Origin of the sequence: Alcanivorax hongdengensis A-11-3 (genome assembly GCF_000300995.1) — a bacterium.
GTDB lineage: Bacteria > Pseudomonadota > Gammaproteobacteria > Pseudomonadales > Alcanivoracaceae > Alcanivorax > Alcanivorax hongdengensis.
On the sequence record NZ_AMRJ01000023.1, the window covers coordinates 1 to 18,391 of the forward strand.

Consider the following 18,391-nt stretch of genomic DNA (forward strand, 5'->3'; position numbering starts at 1 on the left):
CCCATCAACCATTAAATCCGTATACCCAAAAACCGGTAACTGTCAGATCAAGTCTGAATTACTACAGATCATGGCATTTGCAAGGAGCAGGATTGGCTGTCAGCCTCCTCGCTGGTGGGCTGATTCGTGATTTCTTCCAGCTTTTCTCCAAGTCGACGCCAGGCATCGATGCACTCACTGGTGTAGCTGTGCCTTTGGTAGGTGCGTTTGATGCGATTTTCTTCCGTGTGATTGAGGCAGCGCTCAGCCACCTCTGGAATAACGCCAAGTGCCGTCATCATGGTGGCCCCAGTCCGGCGTAGATCGTGAGGCGTCCATTTCCCACCCGGCAGAATCAAGGATTGTGCTTTGCTGCTGCGGTTGCTCATGGTGCCCTGGCTGGAGGGACGCTGGCGGTCAGACAGCTGCTTTGTGACCGTTTTCGAGCACAGAGCCCCGGTGCCTTCTCTATTGGGGTAGCACCACGGGGTGTTGCCATGGATTTCCCGTAACTTCAGGAAATAGTGTTTGCTAAACGGGGATAAATGGATGTTGTGAGGCTTGCCGTTCTTGCTGTTCTCTCTGGGAATGAGCCAGGTGTCCTTATCAAAGTCCAGGTGCTCCCAACGGGCCGCGAGTAGCTCCCCGATGCGGCAGCATGTAGATAGGGCTATCCAGATGGCGTACTGCGTGCTGAACAGCAAATTGGCGTTGGGTATGGCCTGCTTGAGTTGCAAGATTTCGTCTTCGGACAGTACCCGATCTCTTTCCGTTTCCTTGCCGCCAATTTTGGCCTTGCGGATGCTGCTTGTCGGATCGAATTCAATAATGTCCCGATCCACGGCAAAGCGGAACATTTGTCGCATCAGACTGAAAACCACTTTCACCATGCGGGTGACTCCCCGTGCCGCCATGGCGTCGGTAACCTGAGTGATATGCCCTTTACGGATGTCTGCGACGAAGACCTGGCCAATGAGGGGGAGTACATCTTTCTCGAACATGCGCCGGACTTCTGCTCCCTTGTCCTTCCGGTGCGACACGTCAATCTCCATCCAGCGCTCGAAGAGCTGGGAAACGGTCTGTCGAGAAGCCAGTGCAGCGGCCTCGGCCGCTTTTTGTGCCGCTTCTTGCTCCAGGCGGCGAACTTCCGCTTCACGAATCGCCTTCTCAGCATCGCGTTCAGCATCGAGGTGTTCAGTGAGGTTCTTGATTCCTGTGAGATACAGCTGGGAGAGTTCGTTGGCTTTGGCGCGGGCCGTTTTCAGGGTTAAACCGTTAGTCCCTGTGCGGGAGTAGGCCCCCAGAGGAATGTATTGGCGTTTGCCGTCCTCGTCGGAATAGCGAAAGTAGAATAGTGGTCCGCCGGTTGGGCGGAGGCGGACCGATAGACGTCCGTGACCACGAGGGGAGGCTTCAGTGATCCAGGCAACTTTTTCAACCTTAATGGCAAGCTGCTTGTCGGTGAGGATTTTGGACATAATGGTACTATCGTTTCGCTCTGGTTGCCGTTCGGTTGCCGTTTCTCAATCGCTTCCGGCGGATTTTAGTGGACTTTGTAGGACAATACAATTAATCGCGTTTCTATAACTAATTGAAAATAAAGATAAAGTGGATTTCTGTGGACGTAGGCGGACAGTGCTTTACACTTATGGTTGGCAAGGTAACTGGCCCCATGTTCTATCGGCCCGAAGGCGAGGAACATGATAGCGCCACCCTGGCGCGCAAGACCGAGTGGCTTGAAAAAGAAGTGGGGCGCGATAGCCTGGCCAATGCCACCAAGAACAGCTTGGGCTCCACGTTGACGGTGTTCATGGTCCCGGAGAATATCCAGGAGGATGTACTGGCCCAGGTCCATGGTGAGCCGACGCGCCCACAACCTGTGGAAGATGACAGCGATGAAGAGGCTGTCGACCCGCTGGCCGATATCGAGAATCAGGCCCTGGAGCGCATCAAGGATCTGGTCAGCGGGTTGGATGACAAGGAAATGGAATTACTGGTCGCCGGAATCCTTCGCGCCATGGGTTACAAGACACAGGTCTCCGCCGTCGGCGCAGATCGGGGCAAGGACATTATCGCCTCCCCGGATGGCTTCGGCTTTGAAAACCCGCGCATCGTGGTAGAGGTAAAGCATCGTAATGGCCAGATGGGCAGCCAGGCGATTCGCAGTTTCCTTGGTGGCCGCCACAAGGACGACCGAGGGCTCTACGTCAGCACCGGGGGCTTTACCCGCGATGCCCTGTACGAAGGCGACCGCGCCAACGTGCCCCTTACTCTGTGGACCCTGGACCAGTTGGTGCGAGCGCTCATTGATCACTATGACAATACCGATACGGAAACCAAGCGGTTGGTGCCATTGAAGCGCTTATACTGGCCCGCATAATAAGCCGCTCAAGCGTCGTCATGTTGATCACAGTAATGAACATACCTATCCACCTTACGAAGCTGGATATAGAGAAACGTAAATGACCCAGAAGCTCACCCTGCAACAACTCGAATCCTTCCTCTGGGGAGCCGCCGATATCCTGCGCGGCAATATGGATGCCTCCGAGTACAAGGATTACATCTTCGGCATGATGTTCCTCAAGCGCCTGTCCGATGCCTTCGAGGAAGCCCGGGAAACCGTAGTGCAGTACTATCTGGACAAGGGCAAGAGCCAGCAGCAGGCAGAAGCGCTGGCCGATGATGAAGATGAGTACGACAAGACCTTCTACATCCCGGCCAACGCCCGTTGGGATGCCCTCAAAGACCTGAAACACGATATCGGTTCCGAGCTGAACCAGGCCATGGAAGCCATTGAAGAACACAACGGCTCCCTGGAAGGGGTACTGGTGTCCATCGACTTCAACATCAAGAACAAGCTCACTGACAAGAAGCTGCGCGACCTGCTCAGCCACTTCAGCCAGCACCGCCTGCGCAATGAAGACTTCGAGCGCCCGGATCTGCTCGGCACCGCCTACGAATACCTGATCAAGATGTTTGCCGACAGCGCCGGCAAGAAGGGCGGGGAGTTCTATACCCCGTCGGAAGTGGTGCAGCTGCTGGTGTCCCTGCTCAAGCCCCACGCCGGCATGCGCATCTACGATCCCACCGCCGGTTCCGGCGGTATGCTGGTGCAAACCCGCAACTACCTGGCCACCCACGGCGAGAACCCGTCCAACCTGTCCCTCTACGGGCAGGAGATGAACCTGAACACCTGGGCCATCTGCAAGATGAACATGTTCCTGCACGGGGTCTACAGCGCCGACATCAAGAAGGGCGACACCCTGCGCGAGCCGCAGCACACCGAAGCCGGCGCGCTGATGACCTTCGACCGGGTGATCGCCAATCCCCCCTTCAGCTTGAAGAAGTGGGGCAAGGAGGAAGCCGACGCCGATGCCTATGGCCGCTTCCCCTACGGCACCCCGCCCAAGGACGCCGGCGACCTGGCCTTTGTCCAGCACATGATCGCCAGCCTCAATGCCGAGGGCATGATGGGCGTGGTCATGCCCCACGGCGTGCTGTTCCGGGGCTCCAGCGAAAAGGCCATCCGCCAGGGCATTCTCAACGACGACCTGCTGGAAGCCGTCATCGGCCTGCCTGCCGCCCTGTTCTACGGTACCGGCATCCCCGCCTGCCTGCTGATCATCAACAAGGCCAAGCCTGCCGAGCGCAAGGGCAAGGTGCTGTTTATCAACAGCGAACTGGACTACGAAGAAGGCAAGAACCAGAACAAGCTGCGCCAGCAGGATATCGACAAGATCGTCCACACCTTCGAGAACTTCGAAGAGATCAAGCGCTACTCCAAAGTGGTGCCGCTGGCCGAGATCGAGGAAAACGATTTTAACCTCAACATCCGCCGCTACGCCGACACCAGCCCGCCCCCGGAAATCTTCGATGTGCGCGCCATCCTCCATGGCGGCATCCCGGTGCGGGAAGTGGAGAACGAGTATATCCGTGAAGAAATCCTGGAAGACTTTGATGTGTCTGCGGTGTTTGTGAAGCGGGATGACAGCGCCGAAGCGGGTGAAGGCTATTACGACTTCAAGCCGGAGCTCGACAGCAAGGAAGCCATTCGTGAGGCCTTGGGTGAGGCGGATGCCAAGGTCATTACTCAGTTGGAACGCTGGTGGGACAAGTATCGGGTATCGCTGAGTGAGCTGGATGCCCGGGTGGCGGAAGCGGAAAGCGTGATGAAAGGCTATCTGAAGGAGCTGGGTTATGAGTAATACGGTTCCTGAGGGTTGGGCCTCCGGTATATTTGGAGATCTGGCTAAAGTTCAGAATGGTTTTGCATTCAAAAGCTCGGATTTCTCAGATTCTGGTTTTGCGGCCGTTATCAGAATGAGCAACCTTAAAGCCGGAAAAATTGACCTCGAAGACGCAAAATTTGTATCTGCTGATTCCCTGGAAGGGTTGGATAAGTTTAAGTTGACTCCCGGTGACTTTCTCTTTGGGATGTCGGGTAGCCTGGATAACTATGCTTGGGTTCGAGAACAGGATGGTTGTTGCTACCTTAATCAGCGAGTGGGTTGTCTTCGGGCAAAGGGAGATTCTGATCCGCTCTTTACTTCATATTGTTACCTTTCAGAGCCGGTAAAAATGGAGATTATAGGGCTGGCAGCTGGCGCTGCGCAGCTCAATATCAGTAGCTCGCAGTTAGAATCAATATCTGTAGATATTCCCCCTCTCCACGAACAACAAAAAATCGCAGCCATCCTGTCCTCCGTCGATGACGTGATCGAAAAGACACGCGCACAGATCGACAAGCTGAAAGACCTGAAAACCGGCATGATGCAGGAGCTGTTGACCAAAGGCATTGGGCATACCGCGTTCAAGGATTCCCCGGTGGGGCGGATTCCAGATTCATGGGATGTTAAGGCTTTAGGTGAACTTACATCCTTGATAAAGAGCGGGCTTTCTAGGCGTATTTCGTCACAGGATATCGGCATTCCGTTGTTGATATCAGGAAACATCAAGCATGGGTCTCTCGATACGACAGAACTCAGGTACTGGTACGTCGATGACCCTCAGGGTGCCAATACCAGCAATTACATGCTCAACGATGGCGATATTCTCATGTGCTTCATTAACAGCATGAGCCAAATAGGGAAAAGCTGTATTTTCAGAGACATTGGACGACCTGCCATTTACACGACGAATCTTTTTCGGATCGTTCCGAAGAAAGACTATTCGTCGGAATATCTGCAAATGATCTTTATGACAAGCCGTTTCCAAAACGAGATTCAGCTTATTTCAAAACCAGCCGTGAATCAGGCATCGTTCACAAAATCAGACCTTGAGCAGCTATATGTTCCAGTACCACCCACGACGGAGCGTGACCTTATAACAAAAGCGGTCACTTCTATCGGGGATAAGATTCTTGCGACGGAGCATAGACTAATGGGGTTATTCGGCATCAAAAAATCCCTTATGCAAGACCTGCTCACCGGCAAGGTCAGAGTTAACGTCGATAACAATAATTTGGAGGCGCGTGTGGCTGGCTAGTCGCCGCTCGTGTGTATGATGGCGTTAGCTAGATTGGTACATTCGAACATTCTTAGGGGTGATTATTGCTAATAAGGTTGCGAAAGGAATGGATAACAATTTTGTAGATGTCGTTCAGGGCGTTATTGAAGATGCGATTCCGAAAAATAAGGATCGCAGCTCATTAGTTGACTACTTATTTAAATATAGATTTGGCAATAAATTGCCACGTGGAAGATCCTTTGATCGCGTCAGGATGTTGGAGAAATCTGCTGAGTTCGGTAGTTTTATCGAGGAGCTTGGTGATCATGGATTCTTCTCAAACAATGAAAGTGTTGTTTCTCCGTACCTGAAAATGCAATGGGCCATGCTCACTCTGGCTCAAATGAAAGGAGTGTGCTGCTATAACTTAGCAGCACTAAAAGACGTTATTAATAAGCTTGAGGGGGCGGCACCACCAAGTGTGGATTTGATTAAGTACAACATACCCTTTAAGGGCTCTGGATCGTTCGCTGGATATAAGCACCATCATGTGCCTTTATTGCCAAATTCGTATCTGAGTATGATCGGAAAGGCCAACAAGGATGGCTCTCTTATCAATGAAACTGCTCTGCTTGAGGCCATCAATCTAAAAGAGGGCAAGTTTGATCTTAATTCCGTCGAGGAGGAGATAAGCCAGAGAGGGGCTAGAAAGGGAGGAAGAATGACAGGCCATTGGTTGATTAGTAGACAAGAGGTTGGAGCCAATATCTATCTGGGGGTTTTTCCTCATAGCCAAGGAAAGCACGACGACGTTTGGATAAAAAAGTGCCTTTTCGAGTCCGAGCGCCTACTCTCAAAGTTTGGATTTGCGAATGTTCCAGGATGAAGCCGATAAAGTCGAAACCCCTGCCATCGAGCAGCTGGTAAAGCAAGGCTGGGCCTTTGTTTCCGGTGCCGAACTGGCACCGGGGCAGCCGGGGGATGAGCGCAGCTATTACCGCGATGTAGTGCTGGCGAAACGGCTGGAGGCCGCCCTGCGCCGCTTGAACCCGTGGATCAGCGAGGAAAACCTGCGCAAGGTGTTGCGCGAGTTCACCCACCCCAATTTCGCAGGCTTGATTGAATACAACCAGGCCCTGTGGGAGATGCTCTGCTGCACCGGCGATAACGCGATTTCGGTGGAGCAGGATCTGGGCTCGGGCCGCAAGGGCCAGACCGTCACCGTTATCGATTTCGACAACCCGGCCAACAACGACTTTCTCTGCACCAGCCAGTTCAAGGTGGAAGGGGCGACCCAGAACATCATTCCCGATATTGTCTGTTTCGTGAATGGCCTGCCGCTGGCGGTGATCGAGTGCAAATCTCCCTATGTGGCCGATGCCATTGGCGAGGGCATCAACCAACTACGCCGCTACGCCAACCTGCGCCGCCCGGAAGACTTTGAGGGGGCGCAGAAGCTGTTCTGGTATAACCAATTGATGGTATCCAGCTGCCGGGATCAGGCCCGGGTCGGCACCATCAGTTCCATGGCCCAGCATTACGGCGACTGGAAGGATGCCTACCCTTATAACGATGCGGATATCCGTGGGCTGTTGGCGCAACCGGTGGCCGGGAGTGGGGCGGCTGGCGCGGAGCCTGCCAGCAAGGTTGAAGATGTGCCGTCCATGGCCTATCTGGAACAGGCCAGGGCCATGGCGACGGCCAATGGTGCATGCGAAACGGGGCAGGGTGATATCACCGCGCAGCAACGCCTGCTGATGGGCATGTTCAGCCACGACACCTTCCTGGATCTGATCCGCAACTTCATCCTGTTCGAGCCGGTGGAAGGTCGCCTGATCAAGAAGGTGGCCCGTTATCAGCAGTACCGGGCGGTGAACAAGGTGATCGAGCGGCTGAAGCACGGCACTACCCGTAAAGAAAAGTCCGGCGTGGTGTGGCACACCCAGGGCTCGGGCAAGTCGCTGACCATGGTCATGCTGGCGGTGAAGATGCGCCGCGATCCTGAATTGCAGAAGTACAAGCTGGTGTTCGTCACCGACCGTACCCAGCTGGACAGCCAGCTCTCCGCTACCTTCCGCGATGCCCAGAACGAAACCATCTACAACGCCAATTCGGTGGCCAAGCTGAAGGAGCTGCTCACCAAGGATGCCTCTGACATTGTCACCGCCATGGTGCAGAAGTTTCAGGATGCGGAAGCCGAGGGCGACTTCACCGACTTGAACCCCAGCGACAAGATCATCGTGCTGGCCGACGAGGCCCACCGCACCCAGTTTGGCGGGCTGGCGGCCACCATCAACGCGGCCCTGCCCAATGCCCCCAAGATCGGCTTTACCGGCACGCCGTTGCTGAAGACCCAGAAGATGGATCAGGCCTTCGGTGGCTACATTGACCAGTACAAGATCAATGAGGCGGTGGAAGACGGCGCCACGGTGCGCATCATCTACGAAGGCCGCCAGGCCCAGACCGAGGTGGTGGGCGAATCCCTGGACAAGCTGTTTGATGAGTACTTCAAGGAGAAGAGCGACGACGAGAAGCGCGAGATCAAGAAGAAGTACGGAGTAGAGCGGGCGGTGCGCGAAGCCCCGGCGCGGATTCGCTGGGTGTGCCTGGATCTGCTCAAGCACTACCGGGAACATATCCAGCCCAACGGCTTCAAGGCCATGGTGGTGGTGGGCAGCCGCCATGCGGCCACGGTGTACAAGAAGACCCTGGATGAGCTGAGCGCGCCACCGTCCGAGGTGATTATCAGTGGTAGCCACAATGATGAGGGCTACATTGCCAAGTACACCGACAAGACCCAGCAGAAGCAGGCCATCGAGGGCTTCAAGAAGCCCCTGAACGAGAACCCGCTGGCCTTCCTGATTGTGAAGGACATGCTGCTCACCGGCTTCGATGCTCCCATTGCTCAGGTGATGTACATCGACCGCAGCCTGAAGGATCACACCCTGATGCAGGCCATTGCGCGGGTGAATCGTACCTACAAGGGGAAACAGGCGGGCTTTGTGGTGGATTACTACGGGCTGTCCGATTACCTCACCGAGGCGCTGGAGCAGTTCAGCAGCGATGACGTGGAGGGCACCTATGTCACCCTCAAGGACGAGATCCCCAAGCTGAAGGCGACCCATACGCGGGTGGCTCAGGTGTTCAGTGGACTGAAGGACAGCCTTGGGCCAAAGAAGGTAGAAAGAGATATCGATGACTACGTGCTGTTCCTCAAGGACGAAGACATCCGCCAGCAGTTCGAACTGGCCTACAAGCGCTTTGCCCGCCAGATGGACGTGGTGCTGCCCGACCCGGCGGCCAAGCCGTTTATTCCCGACCTGAAGCTGTGGGGCAAGGTGCAGAACGCCGCCCGCAACCGTTACCGCGACCCGGGCCTGAATATCGCCGATGCTGGCGAGAAGGTGCGGCAACTGGTGGATGAGCACATCATCAGCACCGGGGTTGACCCGAAGATCCCGCCGGTGGACTTGATGGCGGCCAACTTCCGCGAATCCGTGGAGCAGATCAAATCCCCGGAATCCCGCGCCTCCGAGATCGAAAGCGCCATCAAGCACCACATCACCGTGAACCTGGAAGAAGACCCGGAATACTACAAGTCCCTGAGCCTGCGCCTGCGCGACATCATCGAGAAGACCAACGGCAAGTGGGAGCAGCAGCTGGAGCTGCTGCTGGACATGGTTGGTTCTATCGAGAGTAACCGCAAGCAAGAGGGAGATGACAAGGGCCTGGATGAAACCGAGATGGCTTTCTTCCGCATTCTGATGTCGGAAGTGGTTCGCCATACAGGCGAAGAGGTGGTGGGCGAGAGCGTCGAGGACGAGATCAAGACCACCACCCAGGCACTGGTTGAGATGTTCGACGAAGCCACCCAGATCGTGGATTTCTTCAAGAAAGGCGAAGAGATCAAGCGCATGAAGAAAGCCATCAAGCGGGCGATCCTGGACTGCAGCTTTGGCGACAAGACGATTGTGAATGTGGTGCAGGAGCGGTTTATGGATCTGGCGAAGACGAAGTTTCGGTAATGGCCAGGCCTCTGCCGTAGGAGCGTCGCTGGCGGCGCGATCACTAACGCTGAAATCGCGCCGCCAGCGACGCTCCTACAAATAAGATAAGAGCCAGCTACCAACTAACTAATTGAAATACAAGGAGCCAAGGATGGCTTTGTATGCTGATGGGCTGTCGGAGACAGTCGATGGCTTGCCGATATACGCGAATCGCGTATACTTTGGGCTGAGCACCCCGTGAAGGCCCTGTTTGTCGAGCTGCCGCCGTTCAGCCGCCACCGGGCGGACTACCTGAAAGACGAGGAATACCGGTTGCTCCAGGCCATGTTGCTGGAATCGCCCCACATGGGGGATGTGATTCGGGGCACGGGCGGGCTACGCAAGGTACGCTGGGTAGACAAGCGGCGCGGCAAGGGCAAGCGTGGTGGGGTGCGGATTATCTATTACTGGTACGCCGGTGGCGCACAGTTCTGGTTGTTCACCCTGTATGACAAGGATGAGGCAACCGATTTAACCGCCGACCAGAAGAAAGCTCTCAAGGCGCTGCTGGCGCGAGAGGTGGAGGCGAGAAGCCATGGCAAAGAAGACTGACAACAAGCGCGATGTCTTCGGCGAACTGGCCGAAGGCTTTGAGGCGTTGCAGGATGCCCGGGAGGGCAAGCAAACCCTGCAGACCACCGAGCTGGAATTGAAAGACCCGCTGGAAATTACCGCTGCAGAAATTCGTTCGCTGCGGGAAGGCCTGAAAGTGTCCCGCCCGATCTTCGCCAACATGCTGCGTATGAGTGTGCGCACACTGGAGCGCTGGGAGCAGGACCGTGGCAAACCGGACCAGGGCTCGGCCACCCTGATGCGCCTGATTCAGCGCCACCCGGAAACGCTGGAATGGATCAGAGAGTTATAGCTTGAAGCGTCCTGAATTTATCGACGGCAATGGCTTCATTGCTGAAGTGATCCGCACCCATCGCCGTAAGTCTGCCGATATTCGTGTGGAAGAAGGGGCGGTGTCGGTGGTGGTGCCAGTGGACACCTCTCTGGAGCGTATCGGCGAATTGCTGGCGGACAAACGCCGCTGGATCAAGGAAAAGGTCGCGCTCCATCAGGAGATGACCCCGCCCGGCAGCAAGCGTTACGTTTCCGGCGAATCCTTCTCCTACCTGGGGCGCAACTACCGCCTGAAAGTGGAAAAAGGCCCCTTCGCTCCGGTGAAGCTGGTGCAGGGCCGTCTGGTCGTGTCCGTGCCCCTGGGCGCGGAACAACCCCACATGATCCGCAATGCCCTGATCCGCTGGTACAAGCGTCAGGCCGAAACGAAGCTAAACGAAAAAGTCGCCCGCTGGGCGCCCCAGGTGGGCGTCACTGTCCCCAATATGTCTATCAAAACCTTCAAATCCCGCTGGGGTAGCTGCACCGCCAAAGGCGAGCTGCAGTTCAACTGGCAGATCATGATGGCCCCGAACCGGATGGTGGATTACGTGGTGGTGCACGAGTTATGTCACCTGTTACGCCATGATCATTCGCCGCAGTTCTGGGGAGAGGTGGGCAGGGTGCTGCCAGATTATGAAGAATGCCGGGAATGGCTGAAGCGGCATGGGCATGTGATGGTTGCGTTGTAAAAGCTACTCAACAGCATGATGAATTTGCCCGAGGTGACGTGATGATTTCTCCCTCTTTAAAAACCAAAAGGGCATATTTCGCCAGCGTTCGCCGCCGTAATTACGCAGCGAGTTTGCGGTTAGAGGGTTTTGATGTTCCCGAAAAGACGTCTGAACAACGGTTTTCTTCGAAAGAAGAAGCGGTACGTTTTCATTCCCGGCAGCGATAATCTCTAACCATTTTCGCTGGGATAACCTATTTCTGCCCCTTCGCCTTAAACGCCGCCTTCCTGGCCTTCTTCTTCGCCTCTTTCTGCTCCTCTTTCAGCCGGCGTATCTCCGCCACCTTCACATGCTCTTTCTCGGCCATGGCCGGGGTTTCCAGGGTGATCTGGCCCAGTTTGCCGCTGCGGTATTCGTTGATGAGCAGGGCGGCGGTGCGGTCGAAGTCCACGTGGCCGCCGCGGCCCAGGCAGCCGCGTTGTTTGCCGATGGTTTCCAGGAAGGGCACACCCTGGTCGGGCAGGGCGTCGAGTTTGAAGCGTTCTCTCATCAGGGCCGGGTAGGCCTGCATGAAGTATTCGGCGGCGAACAGGGCCACGTCGTCTTCCTGCATGGCGGTGGCCTTGATGGCGCCGGACAGGGCCAGGCGGTAGCCGCTGTTACGGTTTTCGATTTTCGGCCAGAGGATGCCGGGGGAGTCGATGAGGATCAGGCCGTCGCCCAGTTCGATGCGCTGCTGGCGCTGGGTTACCGCCGGTTCGTTACCGGCCTTGGCCACCTGGCGGCCGGCCAGGGTGTTGATCAGGGTGGATTTGCCCACGTTGGGGATGCCGGTGATCAGGGCGGTGATGGTGGTGGCCCGGTCGATCTTCTTGTTGACCATCTGCCGGCAGGTGTCGGCCAGTTTGCGGATGGGCTCGGGCTTGTGGGTGGTGATGGCCAGGGCGCGGACTTTAGGGTCCTGTTGCAGGTGCTCAAGCCACTGCCGGGTGATGGCCGGGTCGGCCAGGTCGCTTTTGCTGAGCAGTTTCAGGCAGGGCTTGTCCGCACGGAAATTCTCAATCACCGGGTTGGCGCTGCTGTAGGGCAGGCGGGCGTCGACCACTTCGATGATCAGATCCACCTTGGGCAGGATGTCACGGATCTCGCGGGTGGCCTTGTTCATGTGGCCGGGGTACCAGTTGATGCTCATGGGGCGATTGTCTGGGCGGTGGCTGTGTGGTGGGGGGAGTATAGCGGGTTCGTGGGGTGGTGTGGGGGTGGGGGAGTTGAGAGGGTGGGGGGTGGGGTTTTGACGGTTTTGGACAGGGGGGTGATACGAATCGTCACTGCTGCCTCAGTGTTTCTCGCTTACCCTGTGGCCACAGTCAAACAGTAGCGGAGTACGGTATGGATCTGCGGGTACCGGAACAGGAAAAGAGCTTTCGTGAAGAGGTGCGTACCTTTTTGCAGGAGAGCCTGACGGACGATATTCGCCAGGCGGGCAAGCTGTCCACGTCGGTGTTTGCGCCGGTGGAGCAGGCCATGGCCTGGCAGCGCATTCTCAATGACAAGGGCTGGGCCGCGCCCCACTGGCCCAAGGCGTATGGTGGCACCGGCTGGAGTGTCAGCCAGCGGGCCATTTTTGCCGAGGAGCTGGTCCGCGCGGAAACGCCGCCGCTGATTCCCATGGGGCTGCACATGTGCGGGCCCTGCCTGATCGGCTGTGGCAGCGAGGCGCAGCAGCAGGAATACCTGCCGAAGATTCTCAACGGCGAGCACTTCTGGTGCCAGGGCTACTCCGAACCGGGTGCCGGCTCGGACCTGGCCTCGCTGAAGACCTTTGCCGAGAAGGATGGCGATGACTACATCCTCAACGGCACCAAGATCTGGACCACCTACGCCCACCACGCCAACAAGATGTTCGCACTGGTGCGCACCAACCGGGACGGCAAGCCCCAGCAGGGCATTACCTTCCTGTTGCTGGATATGGACCTGCCGGGCATCACCATCGAGCCCATTGTCGGCCTGGATGAAGTGCCGGAGCAGTGCCAGGTGTTCTTCGACAATGTGCGCGTGCCGCAGAAGAACCGGGTGGGCGCCGAGAACGACGGCTGGACGGTGGCCAAGTACCTGCTGACCTTCGAGCGCGGCGGCCAGGAGTATGCGCCGGGCCTGAACGTGATGCTGGAGAAGATCCGCCTGATGGCCGAGAAGCAGCAGACCGTTAGCGGCCCGCTCAAGAACGACCCGGTGTGGCAGCACAAGCTGGCGGCGCTGGAGGCCGATGTGCTGGCGCTGGAGTTCACCGAGATGCGCATCAAATCGGCGTTGTCCGCCGGCAAGGACCCGGGCGCGCTGTCGTCCATGACCAAGATCCTCGGCACCGAGCTGTTGCAGAAGGTCACCGAGCTGCGCATCGAAACCCTGGGCAGCCAGGCGGTGATCTGGCAGCCCCAGGTACTGGTGCCCGGCGCCGACCAGCCGGTGATCGGCCCCGAGTATGCCATGACCGCCATGCCCCATTATCTCAATTCTCGGGCCTGCTCCATTTATGGCGGCTCCAACGAAGTGCAGCGCGGCATCATCGCCAAAGCGGTGCTGGGTCTGTAAGGAGGAGAGCGCGATGAATTTTCAACTCAGTGAAGAACAACAGATGCTGGCCGACAGTGCCAAGCGGTTTGTGCGCGATCATTTCGTAAAGAGCAGCGATGTGGAAAAACATCGCCAGAATAAAAAACTGATGCCCCTGGATCAGGCCACCTGGCAGCAATTTGCCGAGCTGGGCTGGCTGGCGGTGCCCTTTGACGAACAGCACGGCGGCCTGGGCATGGGCGTGCTGGAAACCATGGTGCTGCTCGAGGCCCTGGGCGAAGGCCTGATCATGGCGCCCTACATCGCCACCGTGGTACTGGGCGGTGGGTTCCTGCGCCGCGCCAGTGCCGAGCAGCAGGCCCAGACCCTGCCGGCGCTGGTGGAGGGCAAGCGGCAGCTGGCCTTTGCCGCGGAAGAATACGAGCGCGTCTTCAGCCTGGAAAACACCGCCATGACCGCCCGGGTAAACGGCAGCGAGATTGTGCTCGACGGCACCAAGGCCTGCGTGATGAACGGCGACCAGGCCGACCAGCTGATCGTGCTGGCCCGCACCGCCGGCCAGCCCGGCGACCGGGGCGGCCTGAGCCTGTTTCTGGTGGATGCCAACGCCGATGGTGTGGAGCGCCTGGCCCACCGCACCGTGGATGGCCGCCAGGGCGCCGAAATTCGCTTCAACAACGTGACTGTGCCCGAGACGGCGTGCATCGGTGCGCTGGGCGACGGCTACGCACTGGCCCACACGGTGCTGATGGAGGGCCTGCTGGCACTCAGCGCCGAGTCCGTGGGCAGCCTGTCGGTGCTGCTCAACGAAACGGTGGAATACAGCAAGACCCGCAAGCAGTTCGGCCTGCCGATTGGCAAGTTCCAGGCGCTGCAGTTCCGCATGGCGGACATGTTCATCGCCATGGAACAGACCCGCTCGCTGCTGCTGGCGGCCACCCTGAAAACCGCCGAAGGCCATGACGATGCCGCCTTTGCGGTGCATGCCATGAAGGCCCAGCTGGGTCGGGCCGGGCGCAAGATCGCCCAGGAAGCCATCCAGATTCATGGTGGCATGGGCATGACCGACGAGCTGGGCGTGGGCCATTACGTCAAACGCCTGAGTGCCGCCGATGGTCTGTTCGGCAACGCCGACGTGCATCTGGCGGCCCTGGCCCGGACCTGACCGACAGCGCCGCGCGGCCCTCCTTGCCGGGAGGGCGCCGCGGCGTTCTCCGCTTTTTCCCTTTCCCCGCGGGTGATTTCCTGGGTTACCTGCGGTTTTTTACCCTCCGTTCACTGGCACCTTGGTACAACGACACGGTATTTGTTCGATTTGCCGGCCGGATGCCCTTTGCGGTATATATCCGCCTTGTCGTGAAAACGCGGGGCCACCCGCGACAACGGAGTAATAAGATGCCCGATCAGGCCATGCCTTCCCTGTCCCTGGGTAGCGAGCTGGATTTCAACAACGGCGATGCCACCTACATCAAAATTCTGGACGCGGGGCTGGCGCAGTTCACCGAGTTCGGTCTGCGCCGTACCACCATGGAAGACGTGGCCAGCAAGGCCGGGGTGGGGCGGGCCACCGCCTACCGGCGTTTTGGTGACAAGCACCAGTTGATCCAGGCGGTGATCCTGCGTGAGTGCCAGTATCAGCTGGGCCTGATCGAGGCGCACCTGAAAACCCTGGATAGCCCCCGTGATGCGTTGCTGGAAGCCTTTGTGCTGGCGGTGACCCGCGCCCATGTGCACCCGCTGTTGCAGCGGTTGCTGAGCTCCGAGCCGGAAGACATTCTGCCACTGCTGACGTTGCAGTGGTCCCGGGTGATTGCCCTGTTCCGGGTGCAGCTGGCCAGCCAGATCCGCCGCGCCGAGGAGGCCGGCCACGTGAAAGTGCACGACGCCGACCAGCTGGCCGAGCTGATGTTGCGCCTGATGCAGTCACTGGTGCTGTCGCCGGATGGCCTGATGAACCCGGCCGATGAGGCCAGCATCCGCGACATGGCGGATCGTTACCTGCGCCCCTGGCTCGGTTGACCGAATCTGATGCCGAATTGGCCTGATTTAACGTCAATCTGGCCATAAAAACTGTCCTGCGACGGTTGTACTTCAAGACTGTGAGACATATATTGATATTTATCTCACATGACGGAGTACACCATGTCTGTATCTGCCGACGCCCTGGCGGCCGATGTTGCCGCCGCCAGCCAGGCCGAACCGCAACCGCTGGGCCCGGATTCCTGCACCTGGCAGGATTTCGGCTCCTGGCGCTTCCATTTGATGCTGCCCCAGGCCTTTGTCATGCAGGTGGCGCATCCGATTATCGACGCCGGTGTCGGCGAGCATTCCGTTTACAAGACCGACCCCTGGGGCCGGGCCAGGCGCTCCACCGAGCTGCTCTGGCCGGTGGTCTATGCGCGCCCGGACGAGGCCATCCGCAAGGGCCGCCAGCTGCGTGAGCTGCACCGCTCCATCAAGGGCGTCGACAAGAATGGCAACAAGTATTTCGCGCTGGACCCGGAGGCCTACGCCTGGGTGCATGGCACCGGCTATGACGCCACCATTCGCATGCATGAGCTGTTCGGTCACTCACCCTCCGCCGCGCAGCGGGCGCAGATGTTCTACGAGTGGCGCGAGATGGGCAAAATGCTGGGCATCCGTGACCAGGATCTGCCGGCCACCGAGAGCGACTACTGGGACTACTTCAACACCATGATCCGCGACCGCCTGGAGCGCACCGATGTGGCCGCGGATCTGCTGCAAGAGCGCCACTACCTGGACGTCCCCAAACCGCCGGGCAGCAAGCTGCCGGACTTTCTCTGGAAGGCCATGTTGCAGGTATTTGGCCGGCTGCTGCGGCTCAACCTGTACGGCACCTTGCCGGCGGCTTTCCGTGAAAAGGTCGGTATCACCTGGACGGCGAAGGACGAGCGACGTTTCCGTCTCTGGTGCCGGGTCTACCGGGTGATCCACCGCCTGACGCCGCGCTCGCGTCGCTACATTCCGCTGGCCCGCCGGGCCATGGAAGACGCCCGACAAAATCCGCAGGCCTACCAGCTGGCAGGAGACTAATCATCATGCACACCGACAATCGCCCCTGGCTACAGACCTACAAGGAACTGGGTTGCGACTGGCAGGCCCTGCCGGACCTGCCCGACAGCACCCTGTCTGACTACATCCGCCAGCACGCCGAGACCTTCCCCGAGCGCGAAGCGCTGGTCTTTCTTGGCCAGGCCATCAGCTATGCCGAGTTGAACCGGCTGGCCGACCGGCTGGCCGGGCTACTGCTGGATCTGGGTTGCCGGCCGGGCGATGTGCTGGGCGTGCAGTTGCCCAACACGCCCCAGTATGTGGTGGCCTTTATCGCCGCCGCCCGGCTGGGCATGGTCACCACCAGCATCTCGCCGCTGATGACCACGGTGGAGCTGACCCACCAGGCCAACGATGCCCGGGTCAAGGTAATGCTGACCCTGGCGCCGTTCTGGCAGGGCGTGATCCAGCCCGCCGCGGACAACATCGACACCCTGAGCGCCGTGCTGGTGTCCTCGCCCACGGAGCTGGCCGGGGCGCCGTTGCCGCCGGTGGACGAAAAACACGGCAAGGTGCGGGTGCTGTCGCTGCTCGACCATCTTAGTGAAACGCCACTGGTGCCGCTGAATGTGCCGCTGGATGACGTGCTGTATCTGCAGTACACCGGCGGCACCACCGGCCTGCCCAAGGGCGCCCAACTGACCTCGCGCAACCTGTTCATGAACAATGTGCAGGCCAATGTGTTTTACGGATTTGAAGACGGCCAGGAAATTGTCGCGTCGGCGTTCCCGCTGTTCCATATCGGCGGGGCGGCGGTGCTCTTCAATGCCCTGCGCACCGCCTCCACCTTTCTGCTGATCCCCGACCCGCGGGATCTGGCGCACTTCATCAACGAAATGAAGACCCGCCCGCCCACGGTGCTGGCGGCGGTGCCGGCGCTCTACCAGGGCCTGTGTGCGCACCCGGATTTTCAGGCGCTGGATTTTTCCCGCCTGCGTATCGCCGTGTCCGGTGCCGCGCCGTTCGCCGTGGAGGAAATCCAGCGGCTGGAAGAGGTGGTCGGCAAGGGCAAGTTCTTCGAGGTCTATGGCATGACCGAAACCAGCCCGGTGCTGACCCTGAATCCGGCCCGCCGTATCAAGGTGGGTTGTGTGGGCATTCCGCTGCCGGGCACGGATGTGCGCATTGTCGATGCCGAAGACGGTGTCACCGAGATGCCGCTGGGCGAGGCCGGCGAGATCGTCGCCACCGGCCCGCAGGTGATGAAGGGCTACCTGGCCATGCCGGATGCCACCGCCAAGGCCCTGCGTGAACATGATGGCCGTGTCTGGATGCATACCGGTGATATCGGCGTGATGGATGACGAGGGATATATCCGCGTCTGTGATCGCAGCAAGGACATGCTGATCGTCGGCGGCTACAAGGTGTTCTCCGTGGAAGTGGAGAACCGGGTGCAGGCGTTGCCCTGGGTGGCCCTGTGCGCGGTGGTCGGTCGACCAGATGAGGCGCGCCCGGGCAACGATGTGGTGCAGCTTTTCGTGCAGCTGCAAGGCGAGCCGGGCGATCAACCGACCCGCCGTCAGGAACTGGAAGATTACTGTCGCGCCAACCTGTCGCCCTACAAGGTGCCCAGGGAAATCTTTTTCGTGGACGAAATCCCGCTCACCTCGGTGGGCAAGCTGGACAAGAAAGCCCTGCGCGCCAATAACAACGCCGCCCCGCAACACGCGGTGGCGCAATAACAAACGCCGCGCGTGTGTGCGCACAACGCAACGC

Annotated in this window: 16 protein-coding genes; 14 read left to right on the plus strand and 2 right to left on the minus strand. The window is 58.6% G+C overall.

The features are described from left to right. Window positions 1-68 precede the first annotated feature (68 nt). A complete protein-coding gene (locus A11A3_RS12960; protein WP_008929764.1) occupies window positions 69-1,457 on the minus strand; it encodes a tyrosine-type recombinase/integrase in 1,389 nt (462 codons plus the stop codon). A gap of 194 nt (window positions 1,458-1,651) precedes the next feature. Here A11A3_RS12960 and A11A3_RS12965 point away from each other — a divergent pair, with 194 nt between their 5' ends. The 9 genes from A11A3_RS12965 to A11A3_RS17505 all read left to right on the plus strand — a co-directional run bounded on the left by A11A3_RS12965 (window position 1,652) and on the right by A11A3_RS17505 (window position 11,256). Then, complete coding sequence (locus A11A3_RS12965; protein WP_008929765.1) at window positions 1,652-2,359, plus strand: restriction endonuclease; 708 nt, start codon at window positions 1,652-1,654, stop codon at window positions 2,357-2,359. Between the two features lie 82 nt (window positions 2,360-2,441). After that, window positions 2,442-4,184 carry a type I restriction-modification system subunit M gene (locus A11A3_RS12970; RefSeq protein WP_008929766.1) on the plus strand — a complete coding sequence of 581 codons (1,743 nt, stop codon included), beginning with the start codon at window positions 2,442-2,444 and terminating at the stop codon, window positions 4,182-4,184. Beyond that, on the plus strand, window positions 4,177-5,463 hold the full coding sequence (locus tag A11A3_RS17295) for a restriction endonuclease subunit S (RefSeq protein WP_008929767.1): 1,287 nt from the start codon (window positions 4,177-4,179) through the stop codon (window positions 5,461-5,463). Before A11A3_RS12970 ends, A11A3_RS17295 begins: the two co-directional genes overlap by 8 nt. Window positions 5,464-5,551: 88 nt before the next feature. Then, window positions 5,552-6,310, plus strand: a complete 759-nt coding sequence (locus A11A3_RS12980; RefSeq protein WP_008929768.1) for a hypothetical protein — start codon at window positions 5,552-5,554, stop codon at window positions 6,308-6,310. Beyond that, entirely contained in the window at window positions 6,297-9,449 is a 3,153-nt protein-coding gene (locus A11A3_RS12985) for a type I restriction endonuclease subunit R (RefSeq protein ID WP_008929769.1), read from the plus strand. The genes A11A3_RS12980 and A11A3_RS12985 overlap by 14 nt, the downstream gene beginning before the upstream one ends. Before the next feature lie 219 nt (window positions 9,450-9,668). Next, window positions 9,669-10,022 carry a hypothetical protein gene (locus A11A3_RS12990; protein WP_008929770.1) on the plus strand — a complete coding sequence of 118 codons (354 nt, stop codon included), beginning with the start codon at window positions 9,669-9,671 and terminating at the stop codon, window positions 10,020-10,022. Next, complete coding sequence (locus A11A3_RS12995; protein ID WP_008929771.1) at window positions 10,006-10,335, plus strand: helix-turn-helix domain-containing protein; 330 nt, start codon at window positions 10,006-10,008, stop codon at window positions 10,333-10,335. The genes A11A3_RS12990 and A11A3_RS12995 overlap by 17 nt, the downstream gene beginning before the upstream one ends. Window position 10,336: 1 nt before the next feature. Beyond that, complete coding sequence (locus tag A11A3_RS13000; RefSeq protein WP_008929772.1) at window positions 10,337-11,047, plus strand: M48 family metallopeptidase; 711 nt, start codon at window positions 10,337-10,339, stop codon at window positions 11,045-11,047. Then, window positions 11,008-11,256: a YhfG family protein gene (locus A11A3_RS17505; protein ID WP_202802688.1), complete on the plus strand. Its 249-nt coding sequence runs from the start codon at window positions 11,008-11,010 to the stop codon at window positions 11,254-11,256. Before A11A3_RS13000 ends, A11A3_RS17505 begins: the two co-directional genes overlap by 40 nt. Window positions 11,257-11,282: 26 nt before the next feature. Here the strand turns inward: A11A3_RS17505 and ylqF are convergent, their stop codons facing one another. Beyond that, window positions 11,283-12,221: a ribosome biogenesis GTPase YlqF gene (ylqF, locus tag A11A3_RS13005; protein WP_008929773.1), complete on the minus strand. Its 939-nt coding sequence runs from the start codon at window positions 12,219-12,221 to the stop codon at window positions 11,283-11,285. A 197-nt stretch (window positions 12,222-12,418) separates the two neighbouring features. On the opposite strand from ylqF, the gene A11A3_RS13010 reads away from it, so the two are divergent. From A11A3_RS13010 to A11A3_RS13030, 5 genes are all read left to right on the plus strand, one after another. Beyond that, window positions 12,419-13,621, plus strand: a complete 1,203-nt coding sequence (locus A11A3_RS13010; RefSeq protein WP_008929774.1) for an acyl-CoA dehydrogenase family protein — start codon at window positions 12,419-12,421, stop codon at window positions 13,619-13,621. A gap of 13 nt (window positions 13,622-13,634) precedes the next feature. After that, entirely contained in the window at window positions 13,635-14,768 is a 1,134-nt protein-coding gene (locus A11A3_RS13015) for an acyl-CoA dehydrogenase family protein (RefSeq protein WP_008929775.1), read from the plus strand. Window positions 14,769-14,998: 230 nt separating this feature from the next. Then, window positions 14,999-15,622: a TetR/AcrR family transcriptional regulator gene (locus A11A3_RS13020; RefSeq protein WP_008929776.1), complete on the plus strand. Its 624-nt coding sequence runs from the start codon at window positions 14,999-15,001 to the stop codon at window positions 15,620-15,622. Window positions 15,623-15,745: 123 nt separating this feature from the next. Next, window positions 15,746-16,657 (plus strand): oxygenase MpaB family protein, encoded by a 912-nt coding sequence (locus tag A11A3_RS13025; protein ID WP_008929777.1) that lies wholly within the window; start codon window positions 15,746-15,748, stop codon window positions 16,655-16,657. Window positions 16,658-16,662: 5 nt separating this feature from the next. Further along, window positions 16,663-18,357, plus strand: coding sequence for an AMP-binding protein (locus A11A3_RS13030; RefSeq protein WP_008929778.1), 1,695 nt, complete (start codon window positions 16,663-16,665; stop codon window positions 18,355-18,357). Window positions 18,358-18,391 lie beyond the last annotated feature (34 nt).